Origin of the sequence: Imperialibacter sp. (genome assembly GCF_040222385.1) — a bacterium.
GTDB lineage: Bacteria > Bacteroidota > Bacteroidia > Cytophagales > Cyclobacteriaceae > Imperialibacter.
Genome location: NZ_JAVKDF010000035.1, coordinates 625,214 through 650,282, shown reverse-complemented (window position 1 = coordinate 650,282; position 25,069 = coordinate 625,214). Strand labels below are relative to the sequence as shown.

The window sequence follows — 25,069 nt, the reverse complement described above, 5'->3', positions numbered from 1 at the left end:
CGACGATATTACATTTTGTCTGGCAGAAATGTTTTTAGTGCATTAAAAGTAAATAGTTGCCGCCCGCCCGTCAGGATAGTGCAGGATGCTTGCAAATTCTCTATCTTCTAGCTTCAAAGATTTAGAACACACCTACCTACATTATGACGAATCAATCAAAAGAAGCTATAGTTTCTGAGGAATACGAAAGGGAGCCCGTGCCAGCGTCGGCACAGAAGGGATGGACAAGCTTCCTGGGAATGTATGCCGGGGAGCATGCCGCAGGAACAGAGTTTGTCATCGGGCCCTTGTTTCTTACAGCGGGGGTCAGCGCTTTTGATTTGCTCATTGGCTTGCTACTTGGCAACTTCATGGCGGTGTTGAGCTGGCGATACCTTACTGCTGAGCTGGCAGTGAAGTACCGCACCACGCTTTATTTTCACCTGGAAAAAATAAGTGGAAGAAAATTGGTCATTGTCTACAATCTGGCCAATGGCATCTTGTTCTGCTTCCTGGCCGGTTCAATGATTACGGTGTCCGCTACTGCCGTCGGTATTCCTTTCGATATGGACATGCCTAAGCTTACTGACACGATGCCGAACGGAATTACCTGGGTAGTGATCGTGGTGGGGTTGGGTATCGTTATTTCTTTGATTGCTGCAAAGGGCTACAACACGGTTTCTAAAGCGGCCAACTGGATGTCGCCGGTGATTGTCCTCGGTTTTGTAGCGGCTGGTATTGTCGCAGCCAACCAACTTGGGGTGAATTCTTTTTCTGATTTCTGGAATATTTGGGGAGAAGGAACTGAGCCTTTTCCTGGTCAAATCAAATATACTTTCTGGCACGTAGCTATCTGGTCGTGGTTCTGTAATGCTGCTGTCCACATTGGCATGTCAGACCTTACCGTTTTCAGGTTTGCGAAAAAAGCAAGCTCAGGCTGGACTACTGCGGCAGGAATGTACGTAGGGCATTACATGGCATGGATAGCCGCTTGTTTGCTTTATGCGGTGTATTTGAGAGCGCCGGAAACGCAAGCTATTTTAGCAAGTGGCGAGGCGCCTTCGGTAGCACCGGGGCCTTTGGCATACAACGCACTTGGAGTTTTTGGAGTCATCGTAGTTATTCTTGCTGGCTGGACGACAGCTAACCCCACCATCTATAGAGCCGGACTGGCATTTCAGGCGATCATGCCGAAGGTGTCAACTTTCTGGGTGACTATCCTGGCGGGCGCATTGGCAACAATAGCCGGCTTGTTTCCAGCATTTGCTATGAAGTTACTTGACTTTGTGGCGGTGTATGGATTTATACTGGCGCCGGTAGGAGCCATCATTGTCTTTGAACACTTCTTCGCTAAAAATTGGGGGATACAGACGTTCTATGCTGAGAAATCGGGCATAGGTTTCAACGTTGCTGTATTTGTTGCATGGATATTTAGTGTCGCCTTGTTCTATTTTATATCTGTTCAAAAGGGCGTGTTCCTTAGCTTTTTGACACTTCCCGCATGGTTGCTCTGTGGGTTTCTTTACCTGTTTATCAGTAAGCTGACTCAGAAGAAAGGCTTATGATTTGAGGGGCGGCTTGCGTAGTACAAAGGGAAAGGGTATTTTAAGATTTTGTTGTTAACAAAACACATACCCTACACCTACACATGCTTACACTACTGATTATTCTTGTGGCGCTGGCTTTCATACTGATTGCCATCACAAAGTTTGACATCCACCCCTTTCTTGCACTTTTTGTTGGTGCCATTGGCTACGGTCTACTTTCTGGTATGTCGCCCGACCTCATCCTGAAATCCATCACCGACGGTTTTGGTGGAGTGCTCGGCAGTATCGGCCTGCTGATTCTGTTAGGCGTAATGATAGGAACGTTTCTGGAAAAAACGGGCGGAGCGCTGGTGATTGCCCAAAAAATACTTTCGTGGATTGGCGAAAAGTCAGTCATGCTGGCCATGATGATTTGTGGTTATATCCTGTCGATACCGGTTTTTGGCGATAGTACCTTCATCATGATGAACCCGATAAGTAAGTCGCTCTCCTTTAAAGGGAAGGTGCCTTACGCTGCCACAACTGTCGCCCTTACGTTAGGTGCAACAGCCAGCCACTCGCTGGTGCCGCCCACACCTGGCCCAATTGCTACAGCCGGTATTCTAAACGCCGATTTAGGAATGGTCATTTTTTGGGGACTGATTATCAGTATCACCACTTTGATTCCGAGCTACTTCTTTGTGAAGAAATTCGTTATGAAGATTCCATTGGAGCCAGTTTTTGCAGCCAGCGAAACAGAGGAGAAAATTGGTAAACACCCGTCGGCTATCAAGTCTTTTCTGCCGATTGTTATTCCACTACTGCTGATTGTGCTTGCTTCAATAGCGAAGTACCCTACCCAACCGTTGGGTGAAGGGGCAGTTATCACAGTTATCTTATTTATAGGAAGCCCTGTGATTGCACTTCTGTTAGGAGCTTTCCTTTCTTTTGCTCTGCCGGAGAAGTTTGATAAGCAGGTGCTGTCTTCTACTGGCTGGATAGGTGAGGCATTGAAAATTGCTGCGCCGGTAATATTGATAACAGGTGCAGGCGGCGTGTTTGGAAAGATGCTTCAAAATTCTGGCATTGCTGACCTGGTAAGCACAGGTCTGAGCGGAGCCAGTTGGGGGATTTTTCTACCCTTCCTTATTGCCTTTTCGTTAAAGACCGCTCAGGGCTCTTCTACAGTGGCTATGATTACCACCGCTTCCATTATTGCTCCGTTACTGGGCACGCTTGGTCTTGATACTGAGCAAATGCGGGTGTTTGCCGTGCTTGCAACTGGTGCCGGTGCCATCGCTATCTCTCATGCCAACGACAGCTTCTTCTGGGCAATGACGCAGCTCTCGGGCATGACGATCAAACAAGGGAATCAGTCGCACAGCCTGGGCACATTCATTATGTCGTTTACAGCCATAATGATGATTTATTTGATTACGCTTTTTATATAAGTTGTGGGATGCAAACTTGGGAAGTTGTGCATTATTCAATAACATGGAAGGAATAAATTATTCTTTCAGTATTGATGCTAGGGCAACAAAATGTTACCTTTGCAAGGTTATGGAACGGGCAGCCAAATGGCACCCGCCCCACATTGAGACAAACAAGTAGCTATCTGATAATCGTGAAAATTAGAGTGATAGCTATTGTTACCTCGATCCAAATGTTGACCTTAAAAATAAGGCTAACTATGGGTCGAGGTTTCTTTTTGTCCCTCCTTGCTTTTACTTCATTCATTGTAGCAAAAATTAAGGATGGAAATTATAACTCCCCTTTCGGGTTATGCAAATTTACATCAGAGCATCCTCGCAAAGAACCTGAGCGCTTCCAAGTTATCCCTATCTTAGTAACAACTTATTAACATAACTTTGAAAGACCTTTCCTCACATAGATCAAATGGGTAGCAAATTCAGCTCTTCGAATAACGATTTCCACAGTCAAATAGAAAATGCATGTGTATACATTTAAATCTCTTTTAAGTAATTTTTTAACCTCTTGAATTACAATTATGTCTACCATGAAACGTTTCATCTTGTTATTCCGGCACAATTGTCAGATGTAGTTGGGAAATGATTTTTTGATCAGATTAAGAGCCGTATATGCAAGATACTGGCGAATGCTTGCATAACTCCGTTCCTCATTTTTTCAAATAGCTGAACTTCAAATAATCCATTTCTATTCGTTTGAAGGTCTTATCTAATATGTCTTACCAACTTGATGTAAGGAGATGAGATCATTTAGGGGGTTGGGATGCAAGTAGACCGCTCCTTCAGGAAGAGCTAGTAGCTAGGTTTGATATTTGATTGCTTTAAAGCAATTGTTTGTTTAGCTATCAACCCTCCAAGGGGTTTTGAACCTTTGGAGGGTTGAAATACAAACTACCTGGCTGTCCATCCGCCGTCAACAGCAATCAAAGAGCCCACCATATAGGTGGCGGCATCGCTGGCAAGGAAAATAGCTGCTCCCTGGATTTCTTTCAACTCGCCCCAACGTTCAAGTGCTGTGGCACCAATAATGAATTTTTTGCCGTCTTCGGTGCCGGCAATGGGGGCGTTCATTTCTGTAAGGAAAGGCCCTGGGCAAATAGCATTGACGGTGATGTTGAATGGAGCAAATTCCAGTGCCAGTGCACGAGTCATCTGTACAATGGCTCCTTTGCTTGAAGCATAGGGCGTACGGTTAGGAACTCCTACCAACCCAAGTGTGCTGGCCATGTTGATGATGCTGCCTTTTCTAGCCTTTTTCATGTAGGGAGTCACAGCTCTGTTGCAAAGCCAGGTGCCATTTACATTTATCTCCATCACTTTGTTGAAGTCGGCCAGTGAAAGCTCATCGATGGGGCCACGGATATTGATGCCTGCGCTATTGATCAATATATCGATACGACCGAAAGTGTCCATAGCTGCCTTAGCCATGGCTTCAGTTTGTGCCTGGTCGGTTACATCGGCGGCGAATGATATGGCTTTGACACCGTATGAGCTGCTGATTGTTTTGGCGGCTTCTTCGCCGTCTTTTTCGGTTCGGTTCACCAACATGATATTGGCACCTGCTGAGGCCAGGCCTTCTGCCATGGCCAGGCCCAAGCCCTTGGAGCCTCCGGTGATGATGGCGGTTCTGCCTGTCAGGTCGAATAGTTTAATACCGGGTAGTTTGTCTGTAGTCATCAGAGATTTATCAAGTTTTAATAATGATCAAAAAGTAATTTCCTCAGCGCCTCGTTCAGGAGACTTTGAGCGAGTGTTAATTCTTATGTAGTGCGCTTCAAGCGCAAGCCTCACAAGTTCTCGTTGCAAACGAGAACCATGTACCTATCTTATATTCAAATTGCTGGCGCTGTATTTCAGGCAGGCTAGGTTATTTTGTTCTTCAAATGCAAGTCTTTGTTCGGCTGTAAGACCAGCCACCGATGGTAAAGGCGTTTTTGAAGCCTTTTCTTTGACCATACTTAAAGTATTCGCCAGGTACTTGCCCGAAACCCCTTCAAAAACATTCCAGTAATCATCAGTCAGGCATGGGATTTCCAGAGGGTCTCTTGTGATCATTTCCAGGTTGAATCTGATGTCAGGGTTGTGTTTTTTGCAAACGTCCACCATTTTCTTCAAATCGCAAATGCCAGTGCCGAGCGGCACTTCCGAAAGCAGAAATCCTTTTTCGTATTCCATCACCCCCATGTCTTTCACGTGTGTGGTGAAAGCGTACGGGGCCAGTGTCTCTACCACATTCATAGGTTCTTCCATCAGCGCAATGCTATTGCCAAAGTCGACGGTTACGCCCACCCATTCGCTATCGATGGTTTTGACAAAATCGACAAGTTCCGGCGCCATCCAGTCCTTATGGTTTTCGATGGCCAGTTTCATTTTGTGCTTGCGAACTATCGGTTCGGCCAATCTGACCCAGGCAAGAGAATTTTTTGCGTATTCGTCAAAGTCGCTTTGCGAGTGCAGACTTTCGTACCTTCTTGTGCCAAGGCAGACGGTTCTCAAAATACTTACTCCTGCTTCCTTTGAAGCGATTACCTCTTTTTCAAAATCCGCTACTTCCTCTGCTTTTTTGGGAAGGCCAATTGATCCCTCCAGGTATAGCCCAAGTTTTTCTCTTTTGTCTCTGGCCTTTTTAGCGAAGTCGGACGTCCAACCTCTCACTACGGTTTGCACACCACCGGCACCTATGCTGGCGCAGTGCTCCATAAGCTGAATGGCGTCAGTCATGGGCGGATACTTTTTGCTTTCCGTTTTGGAATTCCACCTGGCGGCATAAGAATGCACCACAACACCCATCGGAACATCTTTCAAAAAGTCGGGCATTACCGGGAATGGCATGCTCAAAGCAAGGGCGCCAATGCCAGTTTTTTGGAGAAACTCCCTTCTGGAGGGGCCTCCGTCTGGTTTATGATACAGAACCTTTTCATAAGCTTTCATGGTAGTGGGGTGTTAGTGTAAGTAGGTGTTTATTTGGCTTTCGTTTTTGCTTCTTCCTGTTCAAGCGTTTCTATGTGGGTGTTTAGCTCGGCGGCTGTCCACGGAACAACACGACCCTGTGAAGTCACTCTCGTTCCTCCTACAAAGCGCCCACTGACGGCACTGGCACTGTTGCCCCACTCGTTTCTAATATAGGTCAAAACAGTGGCAATGCTGCTATCGTCCAGGGTCGAATGTGCGGGCATCACAGGTAGTATTTCAGGAGCGTTGTACAACCTTCCAGCAACTTCGATTGGGCCTTCAATTCCATGTAATATAATCAATGCCAGGCGCTTATCGCTGCCCGTTACCCAGTCGGAGCCAGCTAGGGGTGGGGCAAAACGGCTTATTCCGGCACCGTCGGTGCCGTGGCAACCGGCACAGGTGGTGAGGTAATTTTGTCGGCCAAGAGCGAATGCTTCACGCTCCTGTTCAGTCAGCGTGTTTACGGCAGTTTGTGCGATAGCTTCCACTTTATGACCTGGCCACTCAAACATTGCATTTAATGAGGCGAGCTTTGACGCTTCGATCACAGCTTGAGGATTGGTGAGAATGGCGGGAGCGGAAGTCAGCTTTATGGGGCCTTTTTTGCTGGCACTGCTTTGCTGAATTGCCAAGCCTGTCAGTACTGTTTTTTCCTTCCAGCCAAATGCTGCTTCGGTCACATTCAGCATCGCCAGGAGTTCGCCAAGCTCTTTTGAATCTCTTTTGTTGACGATTGAGGTGGCGAGCATTTCAAGAAAGATTTCTTTTGGCTGAGACGAGCTTTCCCAGGAAGGAGAATTCCAAAGCCGCTGCATAAAGATGAATTCCTCGTTTTCAAGGCTGCTCATCACAGCGTCACGAATCAATGGTGAATCGGAGTGGCGGGAGACAATCCCTTCCAGAATTTGTTGCGAAACGCTGGATGACAATGCATTGGCGCTTAGAGCGATTTGTAGCACTTGTTCAATTTCAGCGGCCTCATGACTGCTCACCAGCACAGCCTCCACCTTTTTCTGAATGGCTATATTTGCTGCGGCTATCGGCTCCAGAATTCTCAATGCTGTTGCCTGAATCAGCGAGCTTTTGTCCGACAGAACGCTGATTAAAAGGTCAGTGTCGTTTTGGTGAAGCCCTTCCATTGTCCAAAGAGCATGGAATCTTGCGAGGTCGTTGGCGATGCCCGTGACAATTTCCCTAAGTGCAGGAGTGATATTCAGGTCGTTTCGCTCTACCAAAAGACGTTGGGCCATGTCTCTTTGCCAGCCATCGGGATGAGAAAGAAGTTTGACTAGTTGACTTGATGACGCTTGGGATAGCTTTTGACTGGCTGAAGGCTGCCAATCTTCTGGTACCACCCGCCATATTCTTCCCATATGAATAGGCTGCTCCAGTTGACGCTCCAATGTTTTTTCTTTCAAATAGGGTGTGGCATACTTTCCGTCCTGGATGATGCCGTGGTACATGTCCACGATATACATTACTCCGTCCGGGCCTGGGGCGATATGCACTGGCCTGAATCTTTCGTCAGTAGAGGCAAGAAACTCAGTGCCGGGATGTGGGTCAGTAGCGCTCAACATTATACCACTTTCGCTCACAACATTTCTTTTAATAAGATTACCGGCCGGCTCGCACACAAAAGCATTGCCGTAATATTCCTTAGAAAAAACGGTGCTCCGCAAAACCATCGGGGAACAGGCTGCAGTAAACTCTATCAGCTTTTCACTGTCGTCCAGCGTGCCGGGAATATACCCCCTGTTGACGGCAGGTGTGGATCGAATCGGATACACTCTTCTGTCGATGGTAAGTCCGTGGTCGATACCGGTAGATGGTTTGTGGTTTTTGTTACGACCTAGATAATTGGGAGGTACAAGATCAGCATGCAGTTGCGACCAGTTGTAATTATAAAAAAGTCGACCCTTGTCATCGTGACTTACTCCCCACTGGCCACGAAATTCGGTGCTGTCTCTTACCCATTCTTCATTCACCAACCGGTAGCGCAATCTCGACTTCACGTTGTAGTACCAGTTGTCGGTATTGAGAAGCAGGCCGTTGTCTGAGTGCTCAGGCATGCCATTGGAAGCATAGGTTGAATCAAGTAAAATTTTTGAATCTGCTTTAAGGTCGCCATTCAGGTCTTTTGTGGCCCAAAGTGCGTTATTTTCAGCAACAAGCGCTCCTCCCTTGGTTAAGCCTATTGCCCTGGGCAGCGCCAGGCTGTCGAGATAGACAGTGCTTTTGTCCATGGCGCCGTCTCCATCGGTGTCTTCAAGAATCGAAATCCTTCCAAGTTTGTCATTTTCCTCATGGCCCTCAATGTCAGTCATGTAGCCCCGCATTTCGACCACCCACAACCTGCCGTCTTCATCGAACACAGCAAAGACAGGCTCCTGAATCATTGGCTCGCTGGCTACCAGTTGAATCTTCAGACCAGGCTCCAACTGGAAAGTGCCTAGCTGTTCTTCAGGCGTTTTAGCCGATGAATCATCAGTGATCGGCTTGTTAGTGTCGGAACATGCTATGAGGAAAAATGACGAAATAACAAAAGAGAACAAACGGGCCGAAGGCGTTGAATCGCAAAACTTTCTCAAGGAAAATGTATTTTATGTTTAAGCAGGTATAACAGGCCACACAAGTGTATTGGTGTGTGGTTAGCTACAATTTGATACATCTTGCCTGGATACACAAGTATGTTTTACAATAACGGTATGGTAGTGGGAGTACAGATGGGCTAAAAACAGAAAAGGCTAGGACTGCTACCTTAGGCTTTTTCGGTGCTCTCGCAAGGATAAGAGCTACATCGCCGCCGCAGCCTTGACGTGATTTGAGACACCCTGCTTTACTAGCCAATTTCTCTTTTCGATGAGAATCCTAAAAAGTAATGAAAGTGACGTAATCAAGGGAGTCACCTCAAAATTCTCTGCAATTGCCTCGCAGACTTAAAGCCACATTGAGATGCAATAAAATCAATAGTGTAATCAGGATTATTGAGAAGCGTTTTTGCCCTCTCTCTTCGAAGCTCAGTTAGATATTCGACAACAGTCAACCCTGTAGACTCTTTAAAAACCCGAGTCAGGTTTCTGGGGCTCATGGCTATCATTTCTGCCAATGCGTCTATCGAGTTTTCATCTCCGATGTTGTTGATAAGAAAATCCTGAACCTCATGAATTTTTGGGTTAATGTGATTTCGAAAATCCAAATAAATGCTTTTTTGTGAGTGCGACTGATCACGCCTGTGATACACCACTAAGCCTCGTGCCACCTTATGAACGAAATGAGGTCCTTTCAGGGCTTCCAAAATTGCAAGCGCAAGGTCGATGCCTGCACTGATGCCTGCACTGGTATAAATATTATCGCTCTTTACATACAGGGAATCCGCCAGCACGTTCGCTTTCGGGAAACGAGCCTTCAGTTCCTCTGTTCGCCTCCAGTGGGTGGTGCATTCTCTGTTGTCCAATAGCCCGGCTTCACCTAAAAAAAAGGCGCCCGTACAAATAGAGCAAGTATTTACCTGGCTGTCGGCACATTGGCTTATCCACTTAAAAAAGTTTTTCTCAGCACCAAACTGTGCACTTCGTAAATAGTCATGGTCCGTGCCAGCCACAAACACGAAGTCGCCTGGCTGCAAATTGGCCAGCTCATAACTTTTTATTGCTCCAAACGCAACACCAGAGGTTGATATAATACCGTCATGATAACTGTAAAATTCAATCTCTGCATCAAGTCCATGCGATTTGGCTTCTATAAAAACCTGCGCAGGCCCTGCAAGATCCAATAGCTCAACAAAGGGAGGAACGATAAAGGCTACTTTCAGCATACCTGTTTTTTTTACCTAAACAAGTTACCGATAATTTCCGGACTCAAATTCACTGGGATAGGTACCTGCCAGAAAATATGTTCTTACCAGAAACCTTCCGGGTGAGTCGTTGCCTCCCCATGCTGCCTGCCTTAATGAATAACCGGAAAGCTTCAGCATGTAGTCTTCATGGGCCCGAACTTTTTTTTTGGATAACATCAATCTTCGGAACTGAAAAACTTGTTTAGTTAATTACGTTCCTTGAATTTAAGCTTCTAAAAGGTTATTCTTTTTGGATTCAGCTTTACGTAGAAGTACAAGGCCAGCAAAACATCAATTGTTATACAGAAGATATCATAGCCGTCTGGTGCTACTTCGCTTACATGGGGAAAGAGAACATCCCAAAGCCCGTGTAGTGCAAGCCCTATAACCGTGAGTATGAAATTCTTTTTGTAACCCCAATACGCAAACATCAGAAAGAACGATGCCCCTGGAATTGTAAGTAAAAGAGCGTGCGGAGCGATTGAAAATCCTATATAAATAAATGGTATTACCGCCAGGCTCAATGAAGCGAAGAGGTTGAGGTCAATCTTCCGGAATATCTCAGCGAAAGCAATTATCGCCAATGTAGTGCCAAGGCCAATAAGAAAGCTTGTCATATCTTGGTTATTAGATGTTGATAACGACATTTCCTTTTTTGTGCCCTTTTTCAACATAGGCGTGTGCTTCAGCAATTTCCTCCAAAGGGTAAGCTCTGTCAATTACTGGCTTGAATTTGCCTGCATCAGTAAGCTCCTTTAGAAAAACAATATCTGCTGCGGTATGATTAATTACACCCGTCATTACACTCTTTCTGCTCGTTATAGATGTCCACAGCCCCTGAAGCATTTCCGGCATACCTGCCGCACTCAAAATCATTATCCCGTTGCTAGTGAGCGACTTTAAAGAGCGGGAAACTGATATCGCTTTGACTGTATCAAAAATTAAATCGTAGACTTCACCGTTTTGCGTAAAATCTTCGACTGTATAGTCAATCACTTTATCGGCACCCATAGATTTTACCAGGCCAGTATTCGAAGTGCTGCATACACCTGTTACAATTGCCCCGTACGACTTCGCCAGCTGAACGGCAGCACTTCCAACCGCTCCCGAGGCCCCAACTATCAGAACTTTTTGATCTGCCTTTATCATTGCCTTCTTGATAAAATGTAGGGCTGTGACTCCTCCAAAAGGAATGGCTGCTGCTTCGCTGTGCAAAATAGCAGCTGGTTTTAAAGCCAATGATCCACCTTCCGGGAGAACGATATATTCTGCGTAGGCACCAAAACTCATATCGGCATGTCCAAAAACCTGGTCGCCAGCCTTGAAAAGGTTTACCTGTTTGCCGACAAGTTCGACTTCTCCCGAAAAAACACTGCCAAGTATATTAGTCTTAGGCTTTAGAAGGCCAAAAAATAGCCTGACTGCAAATGGGTCTGCTTTTCGCAACCGTACATCACCTGAATTAACAGCCGTAGCTTTAATTCGCAAAAGAATTTCATTGTCCTTTGGTACCGGCTTAGCCACTTCCTTGATTTGGAGAACTTCCGGAAAACCATACTGAGTGTAGACTGCTGCTTTCATTTTCTTTATTTTATTGTGTTATGAAAAAAAATGGAATTGACTCTGTTTCTATTTCAAAATTCTTTGTAGCTGACTGGCCGTTTTTAAACCACACCTGGAGGCTACATAGGCCAGACTGTTTTCGGGATTCTTAAGAAGAGCTTTGGCCGTCTCTAGACGTACCTGGGTCAAATACCCGCTAACAGAAATTCCGGTTGTTTCCTTGAACACCCGTTTCAGGTTTTCCGGACTCATTTCGGCAACTAGTGCCAGGTTCGAAATAGATGTCGCTCCGGAAAGGTTGTCGACGAGGTAGTTTTGCACGTCGTGAATTTTGATATTCAGGTGATTTCTGAATGCCAGATAAATGACTTCCTTTTTTCGATCATTATTTCTGAGATAATGGACAAGCCCTCTTGCTACCTTTTGAGTAAAAGGAGCTCCTGCCAAATCCTTAAGAATGGATAAAGCCAGGTCAATCCCTGCGGTGACCCCGCCACTCGTGCTCACGCCAGCGTTCTTGGAATACAAGACATTCGTCAAAACTTTGGTCTGGGGAAAGCGCTGTTGCAACTCGTCTACCCTTCGCCAATGCGTAGTGCATTCCAGGCCATTTAGGAGACCAGCCTCGCCCAATGCAAACGCACCATTGCAAACTGAACAGATGTTTACTTTTCTGTCGGCACAGTCTTTTAGCCAATCAAAGAATTTTTTTTCTTTTCGAAATGCCGGGCTTCGGACATAATTTTGATCCATTCCTGGTACAAAAACATAATCGCCATCCTTTAACTCAGCATCCGAGAAGCTGGCGATGGTTCCAAAACCCAGCCCGCATGTGCTGACCGGGTTGCTCTGAAAAACGTAAAACTCAATATTGATTTTAAATTGGTAAAACCTGGCTTCGGTAAATACCTGAACGGGGCCGGCCAAATCAAGTAGCTCAACCGTAGGCGGGATAATAAAGGCAATAGTTTTCATCTGTATAAAATTTGTTTTTCAAAGGCCAGATGGAATAGCCAAAGACCTTTCGGAAGTGATGGTCGCCTGTTTGCTGACTTTATTCATTCCGTTGGGTATGGCTCTCCTTATGGCTATTTCATGATTTGTGTTAATTCTCTGCTTGGAAATAGGAAAACGAAGTGGCATTCTTTACCATCAAACTCTCACGGTGCTCAGCGTTGTGGCGGTTATAGTGTTTTGATTGCGGCATTGACAGGGCTGACTGTTTTCGTAACAATCGCACGACGCCTGTTTCTGCATTGTGTTGCTGGCGCACCTCCAGCAGGGTCGGGTTATATCGGTTGTAATTGGTAGTTGAAGAGTTTCCGCAGCAGCAACAGTCCTTTCATTCACTGAACTTGCCAGGAGAACTACATCATTTTTATAATTGAACATGATATCACCCACTGGTCTAAATCCAGCCTTTACTATTCCATTGAAAGAGCTTTGATTTTCGGGGGCCGAAATAATCCATATTCTTTCACTGACTTTTTCTTCAGCCTGTAAAATCGTGCCCAGCAGTTGAACATAGTAACCCCTGCCCCGATAAGGCTCCAGTGTTCTGAAATTCCACAGATAAGCATTCCCCTTGGGAATATCAATTTCTTTGGATAGTTCTCCGATCCGGGCTTTTTGGCGACCCAACCACCCAAAAGAAACTGGCATACCTTTTAACCTCAGCACCCAGGCCTCATTGCCTTCCCGAAACCTTTTCAGAATATCTTGTTCTGTTAGATTCATTAACCTTGCCAGGGTGAGCACATCAAGCTCTCTTTTGACTGAAATATGGTTTTTCCTTTTCGGTGCTGGGTAGTCATCACCATGCCAAAACGTGAATAGTGCCATGTGGAATTTGTGTTTTTATTGTTCGGTTATTTGACCTTCATTCCGACCCCCACCTCGAGGGCGATGTTATTTATGTTGCCGTCCACAAAGTTGATGTCGGACCCTTTGATAGGCCAGGGATAAAGGGGGACATATAGGCGTCCGGTAAAAAAGTATTTTTTTAATCCTCGCTTATAACTATACATTAATCCGTAGTCTGGGCTTAATGCGCTTATGGAGGCACTTACTTTATCAACAGTGGGATTATATACCGTTTCTTTGAAGGCAGTATACTTGGCGCCAATCATCAGTAGTAGTGTATGAGTGCTTTTCCTGGAGTAGAAGGTTGTGCCTGCGCCAAACTTTTGATTGAAAGAGTAGTTATAATCGGTTTTTATATAGTTGAAATCTCGCTGAAGAAGGTTGTTAATATTAAAGGAAGTGTGTGAGGCAAGGCTCAGCCGCTTATAAGGGTTCCATTGAATCAGGCCGGCAAGCAGAAGGTCTGTTCCAAAATTGGTGTGAATGCCTATACCCGGTTCGATGGTCAGCTCTCTTGTTGGATGATCTTTCGGTGAGGCTGCCGGCTCACGTTGTGCAAACCCATATGTGGGTGCTAATACCAAGATCAATAGAGGTAAATATTTACTTGTTTTCATATTTTTATACTTGTTATCATTAGTATTTGGATTATCTGTTTTTGAAATAGTAGGTGAGCCCTTTAATGATGTTGGGGTTTTTTGAACCCATATGATCCAGGTCATCCTCCCTATTTTTTGATAGACTGATACTCGAATAGTTGTCTCGAAGGGTTTGAAAGAATGCTTCAAACGGAGCTTGCATTCTGCCCAGATTCTCCGACTGGCCGATGCCAAGAAATACCAGCTGTGGTTTATCCCTGTTCCTTTCTCTGTATTCTTTTTCCAATAGCAGAGAAACTTCATTATCAAACCAGATAGATGGGCTTAGCAGAATGTAATTGCCAAACAACTGATTGTTAACGGCCAGAGCGCATGCACCAAACAAACCGCCATACGAATGGCCCAAAATCGCCCGGCTGTTTCGGGTTGTGTCTACACTAAACTCCTGCTCAATTCTCGGAACTAGTTCATTTTCAAGAAAACGTAAGAAATCCCCGCCGCCTCCTGTTGTCGGGCTGATTTTCGTAGGCGTATAGTCCAACTCTCTGTCATTACCATAGCCTATGCCGACCACCACTACATTCGTTACTGAATAACGATCGGATATTTCTTCGCAATGATTGGCAACGAAGTCAAAATTCTCTTCGCCATCCAGAACATAGATTGAAGAATGCTTTATCCCTGACGAATTATAGTCCAATGGAAGTCCAACTTTTATCTTATAAGTGGCACCATTGAAGGTAGACTGGATGGAGAATTCCCTTGTCAGGCTCGGGTTAAATTCTTCCTCGCTACACGACGCCAGAAATAGCACAAGCGCACCGACCAGGGCGCCCAGTGTAAGAGTTGTTAGTTTTTGCCTTTTCATAACATTGTCTTTTTGTGATGTCCTTCGACAAGACAAAGGTCAGGCTCCTGATGTTATTCACCTAGGTCAAGAAGGCGTCATAAAAGGACAACTTAGGCGGCCAGAAAGAGAGGTGTGGAATTGCGTTGATGTAATGCGCTAAAATGATTGGAGCGGCAATTTTTCCAGGAAATGAATCTTTCTATAAACAATTTGAGATTACGATATCCGAGGAGGCATTGATGGATCAAGCGGAACATCTGGGGAGTAAGACTCTGAAATAACGTTGTACCATTTGGCGAACGATAGATATTAAAGAAGCAAAACTGGTTCAATGCGTCCCGCTTGGATATTTTAGCCGACAGCGACTCTCTGAGCTAGAAAATAAAAAAGCCCAAGAAATTAATCTTGAGCTTTTTGAGTGATCCCGCTGGGGCTCGAACCCAGGACCCATACATTAAAAGTGTATTGCTCTACCAGCTGAGCTACGGAATCTTTTAACATTTATTAACCATCAAATAAGGAGGAATTTTGCTTTATTTGGCTGCCTTTCCTTAATTGCGCCCGTAAATGAGGTTGCAAAGGTAGTACTCTATGAATAATTTGCAAAGCTGGCATATAAAAATTTTCTTCTGTTTTTTCGTAAGCACGTTTCTGACCCCAGAATATTCTTCTGCTCAATCAGTTAGCACTGATTTGGTGAAAGCAGATTCATTGTTTGAACTAAAGAAGTACACTGAATCATTCGACGAGTATCAACTAGTGTTTGAGGCGGGCATGGCCTCTCCACAAATGCTGATGAAGATGGCCTTTATCAAGGAAGGACTCGATGAGTATCCTGAGGCACTTTTTTATCTGACGAAGTACTATGACCTCACTCACAATAATCTTGTCCTCAAAAAAATTAATGAAATAGCCGAAAAGCAGGGTCTGCAGGGCTATGATGTAACCGACGCTGATTTTTTTATGTCATGGTACTCGTTGTACTACGATCTCATTCTCACCGTGGTAATGACGGTGATTTTTGTACTACTGCTTTTGCAGGCTTATCGCTTCCTTAAAAAGAAAGGCTTTTCCACAGGCCTCATGACCTGGCAGTTAGTCTTTGGGTTGCTTCTCATTGTTGTTGTCAATTACCCTTTTTCGAAACCTGAGGCTATCATTATGGAATCGGCCACATACCTGATGAAAGGCCCCTCCGCCGGCGCCCCCATGCTGGAAATAGTGTCACAGGGCCACAAAGTAAAAGTCCTCGATGCTGGCCAAATCTGGACCAAGATCCTCTGGCACGACGCTGAGGTGTACGTGAGGAGTGGGAGTTTGAAGCGGTTGGGGTAGATCGAGATAACTTACATCTGGATTTTGCTCATTTTTCGCTTCAGTTCTTTTATTGTCACCAGGCCATTTGATTTTACATGCTCACTGCTACTCTATTCATGTTGAAACGATGCATTTTCCTAGCAAAGTTAAGTTGTTACTAGTCAAATGTATTGGCTGAAAGGTAAATAATGGGGCTATAATTCGAAGATTTTTTCACCGCTTCATCTTGTTGATTTTGGGCTAAAATTCACATATTTATACGATCAATCTCCAGCTAATTATTAGAGGTTGTTCGTTTTAAAGTCAGCGCAGCTTATGAAGAACCCCTCCACCCGACAGAATCTGGCCTTGTTTGTCTTGTTCTTTCTTTTTTTTTCTCAAAATGTGTTTTCTCAGGACGCTTCAAGCTGTGAGCAAGCAGTGGTGGCTAGTACTGGAATCAACACTGTTCCTACAACCGGACAAGATGGCTATTGGTATACCTACACTGTTCCAGCAGATGGTAAGCTGATAGTTTCTTCTTCAACCGACCTTTGGGTAAATCTCAGCTACAATACTTGCGACAATAGATACTATGCTGGATCAGGTAAGGGAAATGCAAGTTTCGCTGACGCCACTGAAGGTCAGGAGGTTTTTATCTACTGGAACCTGGGTAGCGGCAGCGGCGACTTTGAATGGAGTATTGATATAGTTGAGCTTGGAGAAGGTGATAATTGTTCTTTATCTAAGCCAATAGTTGTTGGGGAGAATTACTTGCCCTTTACCAATGGTCAATATTGGTTTAGCTACCTAATGCCAGCGGATGGAAGGGTAGTGGTTGAAACAACTGAAACGGTTTATTTTGAAATTTTACATGGTAACTGTACTGACGAATATTTATACTGGGATGCTTCTTCTTCCTCTGGGGCCTCTGTTTCGTTTGAAGCCAATGAAAATGTAATAGTTAGATTTAGGATCGAGGAGGGAGGGGATTTCAATTGGACTTTTAGCGTTTTGGATCTGGAAGATGGGGATGTATGTGATTTTGCAAAAGAAGCTTCTAACGGAGTCAATTCTATTCCTCAAGGAGCAGCGAATATTTACTGGTTTAAATACACTAAAGCAACTGAAGGGAAAATTGTACTTGACACTTCCCCTTGGAGGACAATCAATACATATTCGGGGATTTGCGACAATTTGGAGTTGATTGATAGCCAATATGGGGGTTCAGTATTAACTGATGTTGAATTGGGAACTGAGGTGTATATCGCTGTTTATACACAATTTGGTTCTGCGACTGAACTGGTGATTGAGGAATACCCATTGCAACCGGGCGACGGCTGCAATTCTACATCAATGGCAATTGAGGGAACGAATAGCCTACCACAAACTGACTATTACAAATATTGGTATGAGTTCGCAATGCCCAGCGAAGGTAGGTTAGATATTACTTCGGAAACAAATGCTTATTTCACCGTGTATTCCGGCGATTGTGACCTTCTTAGCTATGAAATAGGTGGCTATGGGCAAGTCAGTGTCACAAGTTTAAGCTCGGATGAAAAGGTCTGGATTGTTTGGGATACCCACAGCTACGATAACTTTGACTGGAATTTGACTATCAGTGAGCTTTCGTCAGGAGACAATTGTTCTTTGGCCGAGACGGCGGTTGAAGGGACTAATCATCTACCTGAAACCACCTTAGATTATTATTGGTACACCTATACAACTCCAAGAACAGGGAGATTGACAATAATGTCTGAAACAGACCAATGGGTTAATGTTCAGTATAATAATTGCGAACAACTTTATGGCTTTGCATCCGGATATGGCGATTTGTCCAAGCCAGTCTTTGAGGCTGGAACACAGCTTTTTATCCAATGGAACACTAGCAATGGAGGCGATTTCGACTGGAGCATAAGCTTGGATGACTTTGAACCTGGGGACATTTGCGAAGTGCCAATTGATGCAACTGAGGGTTCAAACGCATTTACAACAGGGGGATACGTTGATCAGTGGTATCGCTTTGTGATGCCGAATGATCAAAAACTTTCAATCGTCAGTCTTGATCAATATTCGAGTTGTTCGATTTATACGGGAGTTTGTGAAAATTTGTACTACGAGACCGGTGGTCAAAAGGGCACATCCGTCACTGGGCTTGAGTCCGGTGACGAGGTATTAATAAGATGGTATGGCCCCAACACATTCGACTGGTCTCTCGTTTTGGAAGGTTATGAGGAAGGTGACTATTGTGAAATTGCCAAGGTAGCCGTAGACGGTACAAATGAACTTCCTGCCACAAGCAACCAATACTTTTGGTATAAATATCAGGCTCCTAGAGATGGAAAGTTGGTAATTAGTTCCAGTGTACATAAGTATGTAGATGTTTTGTCGGGTGACTGTGAAAGTTACTATTGGCTGGCCTCGGGATATGAGGACTTAACTGTTCCTGAGGTTTCTGAAGGTGATGAAATGTTTATCAGGTGGTCAGCTAATCCTGGGGGTTTTTCTTGGGATATCTCTGTCGAGGAACCGCAATTGGGAGACAAATGCGCCTTGCCTGCCACAGCTCAAATTGGCATAAATTCTATGCCTGAAATTTCGTCCTACTACTGGTATACCTTCACTGTTGAGGAGGAGGGGATGTTGTCAATTCGCTCTGAAAGTGATGACTATGTAAACGTTTTCTCAAACAATTGTAACAACCAAAATATTTTGGGATATGGATATGGAAATGTTGATGTGGAAAATGTTGAAGTTGGTGAAGAGGTATTAATAAGGTGGAATTACAATTCTGGTGGAGATTTTGACTGGACACTAAGTTACAAATCGCTAACTGACGGGGATATTTGTTCGTTGGCGGTCGAAGCCCAGGAAGGGATCAATTCGATTGCAAATACTTATTCATTTTACAAATGGTATAGTTTTACCATGCCCAGGGATGGTAAACTGACTATTGAATCAAATGCCTACGCTGACATTGCTGTGTACGCTAACTCTTGTGAGGATCTGACCTATAAGGGCAATTATTACTATGGGAAAATATCAGTTCCATCTCTAGAAGAGGGTACGCAGATTTTGCTTCGATGGTCTCTTGGTTATGAAGACGGGTTTAATTGGACACTTGCCGTTGAAGACGATGCGGCTGGGGATAGCTGTGACCTACCAGAGACTGCGATAATCGGGACAAATCACTTGCCAGAATCAAACTTAACCTATTTCTGGTACAATTATATAGCCCCTTCAGCCGGTAAGCTGAAGATATCAAGGGAGGTCTGGGGATCAGTAAATGTTTTTGCTGGTACCTGCCAAAGCCTATCCTATTATGGAGGCGGGTATGGTAACGGAGATCTGCTGGTGCCAGGGTTTAACGAAGGGGATCAGATATCTATTCAATGGTATCAGGCCTCTAATTTCGATTGGAATTTGGAATTTGCACCCTACGAAACGGGCGACTTTTGTACCGATCCACTAGATGCGGTAGAAGGAGCTAATACCACCGATTCAGCTCCTACTTGGTTCAAGTTCACCGTGCCCGCAGAAGGCGACCTCACTATCTCCTCAGTGGGCACCACAACAACCGACACCTACCTGAGGCTTTATCAATCCTGCGGGCTTGGCAGTTTTGCCTCCAACGACGATTTTGGAGGCACCTCTCAAAGTGAGATAACTGTTACCAGTCTTGCCAGAGGAGAAGAAATATGGATGCTGTGGGATGATAGCAACAGTATAGACGGGTTTGACTGGACGATTACCTTCGATTCCAATGTGGAGCCGTTTGATCAGACTATCACTTTCGACGCAATTAGCAACAAAACCTATGGAAGCCAATTCGATATATTGCCTACCAGCGACTCGGACTTGGATGTATTGGTTGAAGTCATCTCGGGCCCTGCCGTTTTGGACGGTTCGTTGCTTACTGTAACCGGGCTGGGAGAAGTTGTCATAGAAGCAAGTCAAGCCGGTGATTATTACTTCAATCCTGCTGCGCCTGTCCAAAGAAGCTTCACAGTTAACCCTGCTCCCCTGGTAGTTAAGGCAGCCAATAAAACTATTACCTATGGTGATCCTTTGCCGAATTTGACATACTCAATAAGTGGGTTTGTTAACGACGAAACGAGCGAAGTTATCACCGGGACAATCTCCATTTCAACCGATGCCAGTGGAACCCCGAATGTGGGTGCTTATGATATAGTTACCAGTGGTGGCGAAGCAGTCAATTACAATATTTCACATGTCAAGGGTACTCTTACCGTTGAAAAACCATCGCAAACACTGACATTTGACCCACTTCCTGAAAAGACATTTGGCGATGGTGTGCTTGAGTTGGTAGCCGTCGGTGGGGCATCGGGAAACCCTGTGGCCTTTTCGAGTGGCAACACTGAAGTAGCGACAGTGGAAGGCAATTTATTGACGATAGCAGGTGCGGGAACAACCACCATTACGGCGTACCAGGAAGGTGGCGATAATTATAAAGATGCCTCAGTCGAAAGGCAGTTGATAGTCAACAAAGCCAGCCAGTCCGTAGAGTTCGCCGAGCTTACCGAAAAAATATTTGGCGATGAGGCTTTTCCCCTCTCGGCGGTCTCTTCCTCAGGATTGACCGTTTCATTTTCAAGTTCGAACACGGCTGTGGCACAGATTGAAAATGGAATGCTAAGTATAAAATCTGCAGGCGAAGCTACTATTACTGCGCTTCAGCCAGGTGATGGTAATTATAACCTGGCGACAGCCACACAACTGCTTGTCATCAATAAGGCATCCCAGGCAATAACCTTTTCAGAAATTGGCCCTACCGTAGGTATATCCAATGGTGCCATAACACTTTCAGCGACAAGTTCGTCGGGATTGGGTGTTTCCTACAAGGTAATGGGCCCTGCTTCTCTTTTAGGCACAGTATTGACATTAACAGCTCCTGGCCAGGTTGAAGTGACGGCAACTCAGGGAGGGAATGTTAACTACCTGCCTGCCGAAGATGTCACGATAGGGTTCGAGGTGATTAATGATACTAATCAGAGAGCGGAGCAAACCATTTCTTTTTCTCCAATTGAAGGCAAAACCTTTAGAGATGATCCATTTGAATTAGAGGCTACGGCTTCCTCAGGCTTGGATATTGTTTTCACAATCGAAAGTGGCCCGGCTACAATTGACGGTTCTGTTGTCACATTAACAGGGGCTGGTAGCGTAACTATTGCTGCTAATCAGGCGGGGGATGAGGAATACGCTCCAGCTTCTGAAATAACCCAATCTTTCTTGGTGGGCAAGGCTACGGCAACCATTGCACTTAGCAACTTGCAGCAGAGAGCTGATGGCGCTCCTAAAACCCCAACAGTTAGTATTGACCCCCCTTTCGTTGACTACGTAATCATATTCGATGGAGGATCTGACGAGCCTGTGGAACCTGGGAGCTATGAGGTAGTAGTGGAAGTTGAGGATACAAACTATCAGGGAAGCGCCAGCGAAACTTTCGTGCTGTCGGAAGCATTGGCAGTGAAAGATGGAGACCTGGATCTAGATGTAAAAGCTTACCCTATTCCCGTTACAGATTACCTTACAGTTGAAATGGCTGGCTCAGCAAGAGCGACACAGGCTACTAACAAGGTCATCAGGCTGATGGATCTGCTGGGACGGGAATCGCACCGAAGTTCTTTTGTCGGGGATAAAACCACAATCGACCTTAAGCATCAGCCAAAGGGCATCTACCTTCTTTTCATAGAAAACGAAAAGGGTGAGGTGCTGAAGAGAGTGAAAGTATGGAAGGAGTAGTAGCTTAAAATTATTCGAATAGTTAGGTACTCGATGCCGGCCAAATCTGGACCAAAATTCTTTGGCACGATGCCGAAGTGTATGTGAGGAGTGGGAGTTTGAAGCGGTTGGGGTAATCCCGTCATCATTTCGACCGACCGACTGCGAGCTTTCCAATAGAGTCGTCTCAGAATAAGATCGTGAAAAAAATACCCGGAAGTGGGCATTGACCGGATCGTATCAATTGCAGTTATTTATAAAACATATTTTTAGATCAAGCAAGAATGATAGTTAACATGAAGAGTGGGGGCCGGTGGAATGTGTTATCGATGTTATTTATCACTTTGATGACAAGCTGTGGACCGGAGGATGGAGACGACGACCTGGATGAGGACCAGGATATAGTACCTGTTGTGCTCTCGTTTGAGCAGCAAAGCATGATTGTTCTGATGGGAGATTCCATTCAACTAGGCTACCAGGTGAAACCAGACACGGCCAATGTATCGGATATGGTATGGACTTCCTCGCATCCTGAAGTGGCTACAGTGGACGCAGGCGGGATGCTCAGAGGTCTGACCCTGGGAGATACGGAAATCAAAGTGAGCAGCGAAAAAGAGAAAGCAGAGGCCTCGCTTAATGTGTCGGTAGTGCCTGTGCCCCTTACTAATATCCTGCTTGAGCCGGATGTAATTATTGCCACGATCGGACAACCTACTACGCTGGATATAACTTTTGACCCACCTAATGCTTCTAACAGATCGGTGGTATGGAGAGTAAATGACCCACAGGTTGCCAGTGTGACGCAGGAGGGTGTTCTAACGGTCCTAAAGCATGGGTTTGTGTGGGTAAGTGCGGAGCAGGGTAACGATTTTTCTGACTACCAAACGGTGATCCCTGTGGCTTCTGGGCAAATCATGGCAGCCAGCCACGTCAACTCCAGTAAGGCAGATGGCAAGCATTATATTGATGTGTTTGTCGGAAGCCTGGCTGAGGCAGTGACTGTGAATGAGATTAAGGTGTATCTGAAGGGGAAGGAGGATCCTGCGACTACCGAGTTGCGCACTGTCATTCCTAACCTGACCTTTGCAGCAGGAGAAGCCGGGGAGATCCCCATAGAGGTAACAGCCACCGAAGCCGATCAGCTTACCTATGGCCGACATGTACGACTCGCCGTGACCACAGCAGGTAAAAGCTACTATGTATATTTGAGTTGGTTCAATGTTTATGAAGAGGTGGAAAGGTAGTAAGGACTCCTGATTACGGTAAGTGCCAGTCAGGCCGGGAATGTGAATTACATTGCAGCGACAGTTTTGATTCTAAACGTCAGTATATCAGAGCGGACGGCAGGCCCATATCGCCCCCAGTCTGACCGATCCGGCCAGACTGGGGGTAGTATTACATTAGTGGAGGGATCAAAGTGCCCTTGGCGACAGGCAGCTATGCGGTGGAGGCCACTATCAACGACGGCAACCACCAAGGTAGTGCCGTAGCCACCTTTGTGGCGTCTGAAGCTTAGGCTGTGAAGCGTGATAAAAGTACACCCAAATCCGTTAAAGATTACCTAACAGTTGAAATGACAGGCTCAGCAAGGGCAACATAGGCTGTTAACAAGGCCATCAGGCAGATACTTGGCCCTCAACGCCTGCAACCAGTAGCTTAGGTGGCGGCTCAATTGTATAGTAGCATTTCCCCAACTTTTCCCTAGTTTTATCAGGTTGACCAACTACTATTTAACTAGCTGCCGATCTCTTATGTGTAAAAAAAGACTTCTGATGCTCGCAGGAATCGCTGGCGTCGTTTGCCTTACGACGCTATTGTCGGTGGCTCAGGTTGCCAGCTTACCCGATACGATAGCAGCGAAACTGGAACGACTGGAATCTGCCGCAGAAAAAGTCACCTACCTCAATGAAGCAGCCTACCAGTTCCGAACCAGCGAACCGGCCCTGGCCCTGACTTTGGCTCGCAAAGCCAAGACACTTTCAGAAGATGACCAACTGCTTGTCGGCAAAACCAATATTACTTTGGCACAGCTGCTGTTGTACACTGGAGAAACCGATTCGGCAGAACTCTTGTTGAAGGAGGCCAGTCGGATATTTCTCACTGTTAACGATAGCGCTCAATTGGCGAAATCGTACTTTGAACTAGGCACACTTTATTATTACGAGTCGAAAGACTCGCTGGCACTGGAAAACTTCTTCAAGGCCCTGCCCATGTTGCAGACAATGAATGACCTGCGGGGTCTGGCATTTTTATACAATAACTTATCGAACCTGGTCAGTTATATGGACGATACCGAAGGTGCTATCGACTATATGCTCAAGGCGATTGACCTGAAAATGCAGCTGGGTGAGGAGGCGCTGCTAGGCACCAGCTACCATAACCTGGGGCGGCTCTATTACCGGCTCGACAATGTGGACATGGCCATCAACTACTTTCGGATGAGCCTGCGGGTGAAGAAAAAACACAATAACATCAAAGGCCTGGCCTCTACCTACAATTCCCTGGCCGGTATTCAGCTAAAGCTTAAACGAAACGACTCCGCCATCTTTTATCACCAGGAGGCAATCGCCATCGACAGGCAGCTGCAGGATATGCCAGGCTTGGCTAACGACGTACTTTCGCTGGCTGATTCTTACTTTGAGTTGGGTAATTTTAAAAAGGCGGCACAGTATAGCCTGGAAGCCCTCACCTATGCGGAGGAACCGAGGCTGATAAGGGACGCCAGGCAGGTAGTGGCTGAAAGTTACCAGAGGATGGGTGACTACCAAAAGGCACTGGAATACTACCAGCTATATATGAGCCTGCATGATTCTCTCACCAATGCCGACAGGCAAGAAAGTATTGACGAGTTAAGGGAGAAGTACGAAACCGAGGAAAAACAAAAGGAGATCATTTTGTTGGCGAGAGAAAACGAAATCGCATTGCTGGAGTTGGACAAAGCCCGTAGTCAGCTTTACCTGGCGCTGGCAGCCGTAGCATTGGTGGTGGGTGGTGCTTTTGTGTTCGTGTGGAATACACAACTGAAACGTAAACTCCTCAATGAAGAAATTACTAATCTGCGGAACCAGCTCAACCTGTTGCTGGCACCAGGAGATAGCCAGGAGGATTTATCCATCGAGGCTGTCAATAGTAAACTGACAGCCCCGCTTACCGAGCGGGAGTTTGAAATACTGCGGCTGGCCGTGTCAGATATGAACAACAAAGAGATAGCAGAGACGGTCTTTTTGTCGGTTCATACCGTTAAGTTCCATCTGAGCAAGATCTACGAAAAGCTGGGAGTGAACGACCGCCAGGCTGCCCTCAAGTTTATAGCAATAAAATAGCCATTTTTAATCACCTCATTTTCAATTACTTGAAAAAACTAGCCACCCGGC

At 45.5% G+C, this 25,069-nt stretch carries 17 protein-coding genes and 1 tRNA gene; 7 read left to right on the top strand and 11 right to left on the bottom strand.

Annotation, left to right across the window (positions count from 1 at the left end):
- Window positions 1–143 precede the first annotated feature (143 nt).
- The gene (locus RIG68_RS18620) at window positions 144–1,544 is read left to right on the top strand and encodes a purine-cytosine permease family protein (protein WP_350125633.1); all 1,401 of its coding nucleotides are present in this window, start codon (window positions 144–146) and stop codon (window positions 1,542–1,544) included.
- An 83-nt stretch (window positions 1,545–1,627) separates the two neighbouring features.
- The gene (locus tag RIG68_RS18615) at window positions 1,628–2,956 is read left to right on the top strand and encodes a GntP family permease (protein ID WP_350125630.1); all 1,329 of its coding nucleotides are present in this window, start codon (window positions 1,628–1,630) and stop codon (window positions 2,954–2,956) included.
- A 927-nt stretch (window positions 2,957–3,883) separates the two neighbouring features.
- On the opposite strand, the gene RIG68_RS18610 is transcribed toward RIG68_RS18615, so the two are convergent.
- From RIG68_RS18610 to RIG68_RS18560, 11 genes are all read right to left on the bottom strand, one after another.
- Window positions 3,884–4,669, bottom strand: coding sequence for an SDR family NAD(P)-dependent oxidoreductase (locus tag RIG68_RS18610; protein ID WP_350125628.1), 786 nt, complete (start codon window positions 4,667–4,669; stop codon window positions 3,884–3,886).
- A gap of 144 nt (window positions 4,670–4,813) precedes the next feature.
- Window positions 4,814–5,923, bottom strand: a complete 1,110-nt coding sequence (locus tag RIG68_RS18605; RefSeq protein ID WP_350125625.1) for a sugar phosphate isomerase/epimerase family protein — start codon at window positions 5,921–5,923, stop codon at window positions 4,814–4,816.
- A 29-nt stretch (window positions 5,924–5,952) separates the two neighbouring features.
- A complete protein-coding gene (locus RIG68_RS18600) occupies window positions 5,953–8,535 on the bottom strand; it encodes a DUF7133 domain-containing protein (protein WP_350125623.1) in 2,583 nt (860 codons plus the stop codon).
- Between the two features lie 314 nt (window positions 8,536–8,849).
- Window positions 8,850–9,761 carry a GlxA family transcriptional regulator gene (locus RIG68_RS18595; RefSeq protein ID WP_151999604.1) on the bottom strand — a complete coding sequence of 304 codons (912 nt, stop codon included), beginning with the start codon at window positions 9,759–9,761 and terminating at the stop codon, window positions 8,850–8,852.
- Between the two features lie 254 nt (window positions 9,762–10,015).
- The gene (locus RIG68_RS18590) at window positions 10,016–10,399 is read right to left on the bottom strand and encodes a DUF6010 family protein (RefSeq protein WP_350125620.1); all 384 of its coding nucleotides are present in this window, start codon (window positions 10,397–10,399) and stop codon (window positions 10,016–10,018) included.
- 10 nt (window positions 10,400–10,409) lie between these two features.
- A complete protein-coding gene (locus RIG68_RS18585; protein WP_350125617.1) occupies window positions 10,410–11,363 on the bottom strand; it encodes an NAD(P)-dependent alcohol dehydrogenase in 954 nt (317 codons plus the stop codon).
- A gap of 48 nt (window positions 11,364–11,411) precedes the next feature.
- Complete coding sequence (locus RIG68_RS18580; RefSeq protein WP_350125614.1) at window positions 11,412–12,320, bottom strand: GlxA family transcriptional regulator; 909 nt, start codon at window positions 12,318–12,320, stop codon at window positions 11,412–11,414.
- 177 nt (window positions 12,321–12,497) lie between these two features.
- Window positions 12,498–13,187, bottom strand: coding sequence for a GNAT family N-acetyltransferase (locus tag RIG68_RS18575; RefSeq protein ID WP_350125611.1), 690 nt, complete (start codon window positions 13,185–13,187; stop codon window positions 12,498–12,500).
- Window positions 13,188–13,213: 26 nt separating this feature from the next.
- Window positions 13,214–13,825, bottom strand: coding sequence for a hypothetical protein (locus RIG68_RS18570; protein WP_350125608.1), 612 nt, complete (start codon window positions 13,823–13,825; stop codon window positions 13,214–13,216).
- Between the two features lie 31 nt (window positions 13,826–13,856).
- Window positions 13,857–14,675 carry an alpha/beta hydrolase gene (locus RIG68_RS18565; RefSeq protein ID WP_350125605.1) on the bottom strand — a complete coding sequence of 273 codons (819 nt, stop codon included), beginning with the start codon at window positions 14,673–14,675 and terminating at the stop codon, window positions 13,857–13,859.
- A 401-nt stretch (window positions 14,676–15,076) separates the two neighbouring features.
- Window positions 15,077–15,149, bottom strand: a tRNA-Lys gene (locus RIG68_RS18560).
- A 204-nt stretch (window positions 15,150–15,353) separates the two neighbouring features.
- On the opposite strand from RIG68_RS18560, the gene RIG68_RS18555 reads away from it, so the two are divergent.
- The 5 genes from RIG68_RS18555 (at window position 15,354) to RIG68_RS18535 (ending at window position 25,018) form a co-directional block, all read left to right on the top strand.
- Entirely contained in the window at window positions 15,354–15,992 is a 639-nt protein-coding gene (locus RIG68_RS18555) for a hypothetical protein (protein WP_350125602.1), read from the top strand.
- A gap of 297 nt (window positions 15,993–16,289) precedes the next feature.
- Window positions 16,290–21,716: an MBG domain-containing protein gene (locus RIG68_RS18550; protein ID WP_350125599.1), complete on the top strand. Its 5,427-nt coding sequence runs from the start codon at window positions 16,290–16,292 to the stop codon at window positions 21,714–21,716.
- 326 nt (window positions 21,717–22,042) lie between these two features.
- Window positions 22,043–22,939: an Ig-like domain-containing protein gene (locus tag RIG68_RS18545; protein ID WP_350125596.1), complete on the top strand. Its 897-nt coding sequence runs from the start codon at window positions 22,043–22,045 to the stop codon at window positions 22,937–22,939.
- Between the two features lie 173 nt (window positions 22,940–23,112).
- The gene (locus tag RIG68_RS18540; protein WP_350125593.1) at window positions 23,113–23,211 is read left to right on the top strand and encodes an MBG domain-containing protein; all 99 of its coding nucleotides are present in this window, start codon (window positions 23,113–23,115) and stop codon (window positions 23,209–23,211) included.
- 256 nt (window positions 23,212–23,467) lie between these two features.
- Complete coding sequence (locus tag RIG68_RS18535) at window positions 23,468–25,018, top strand: tetratricopeptide repeat protein (protein ID WP_350125590.1); 1,551 nt, start codon at window positions 23,468–23,470, stop codon at window positions 25,016–25,018.
- The last annotated feature ends 51 nt before the right edge of the window (window positions 25,019–25,069 follow it).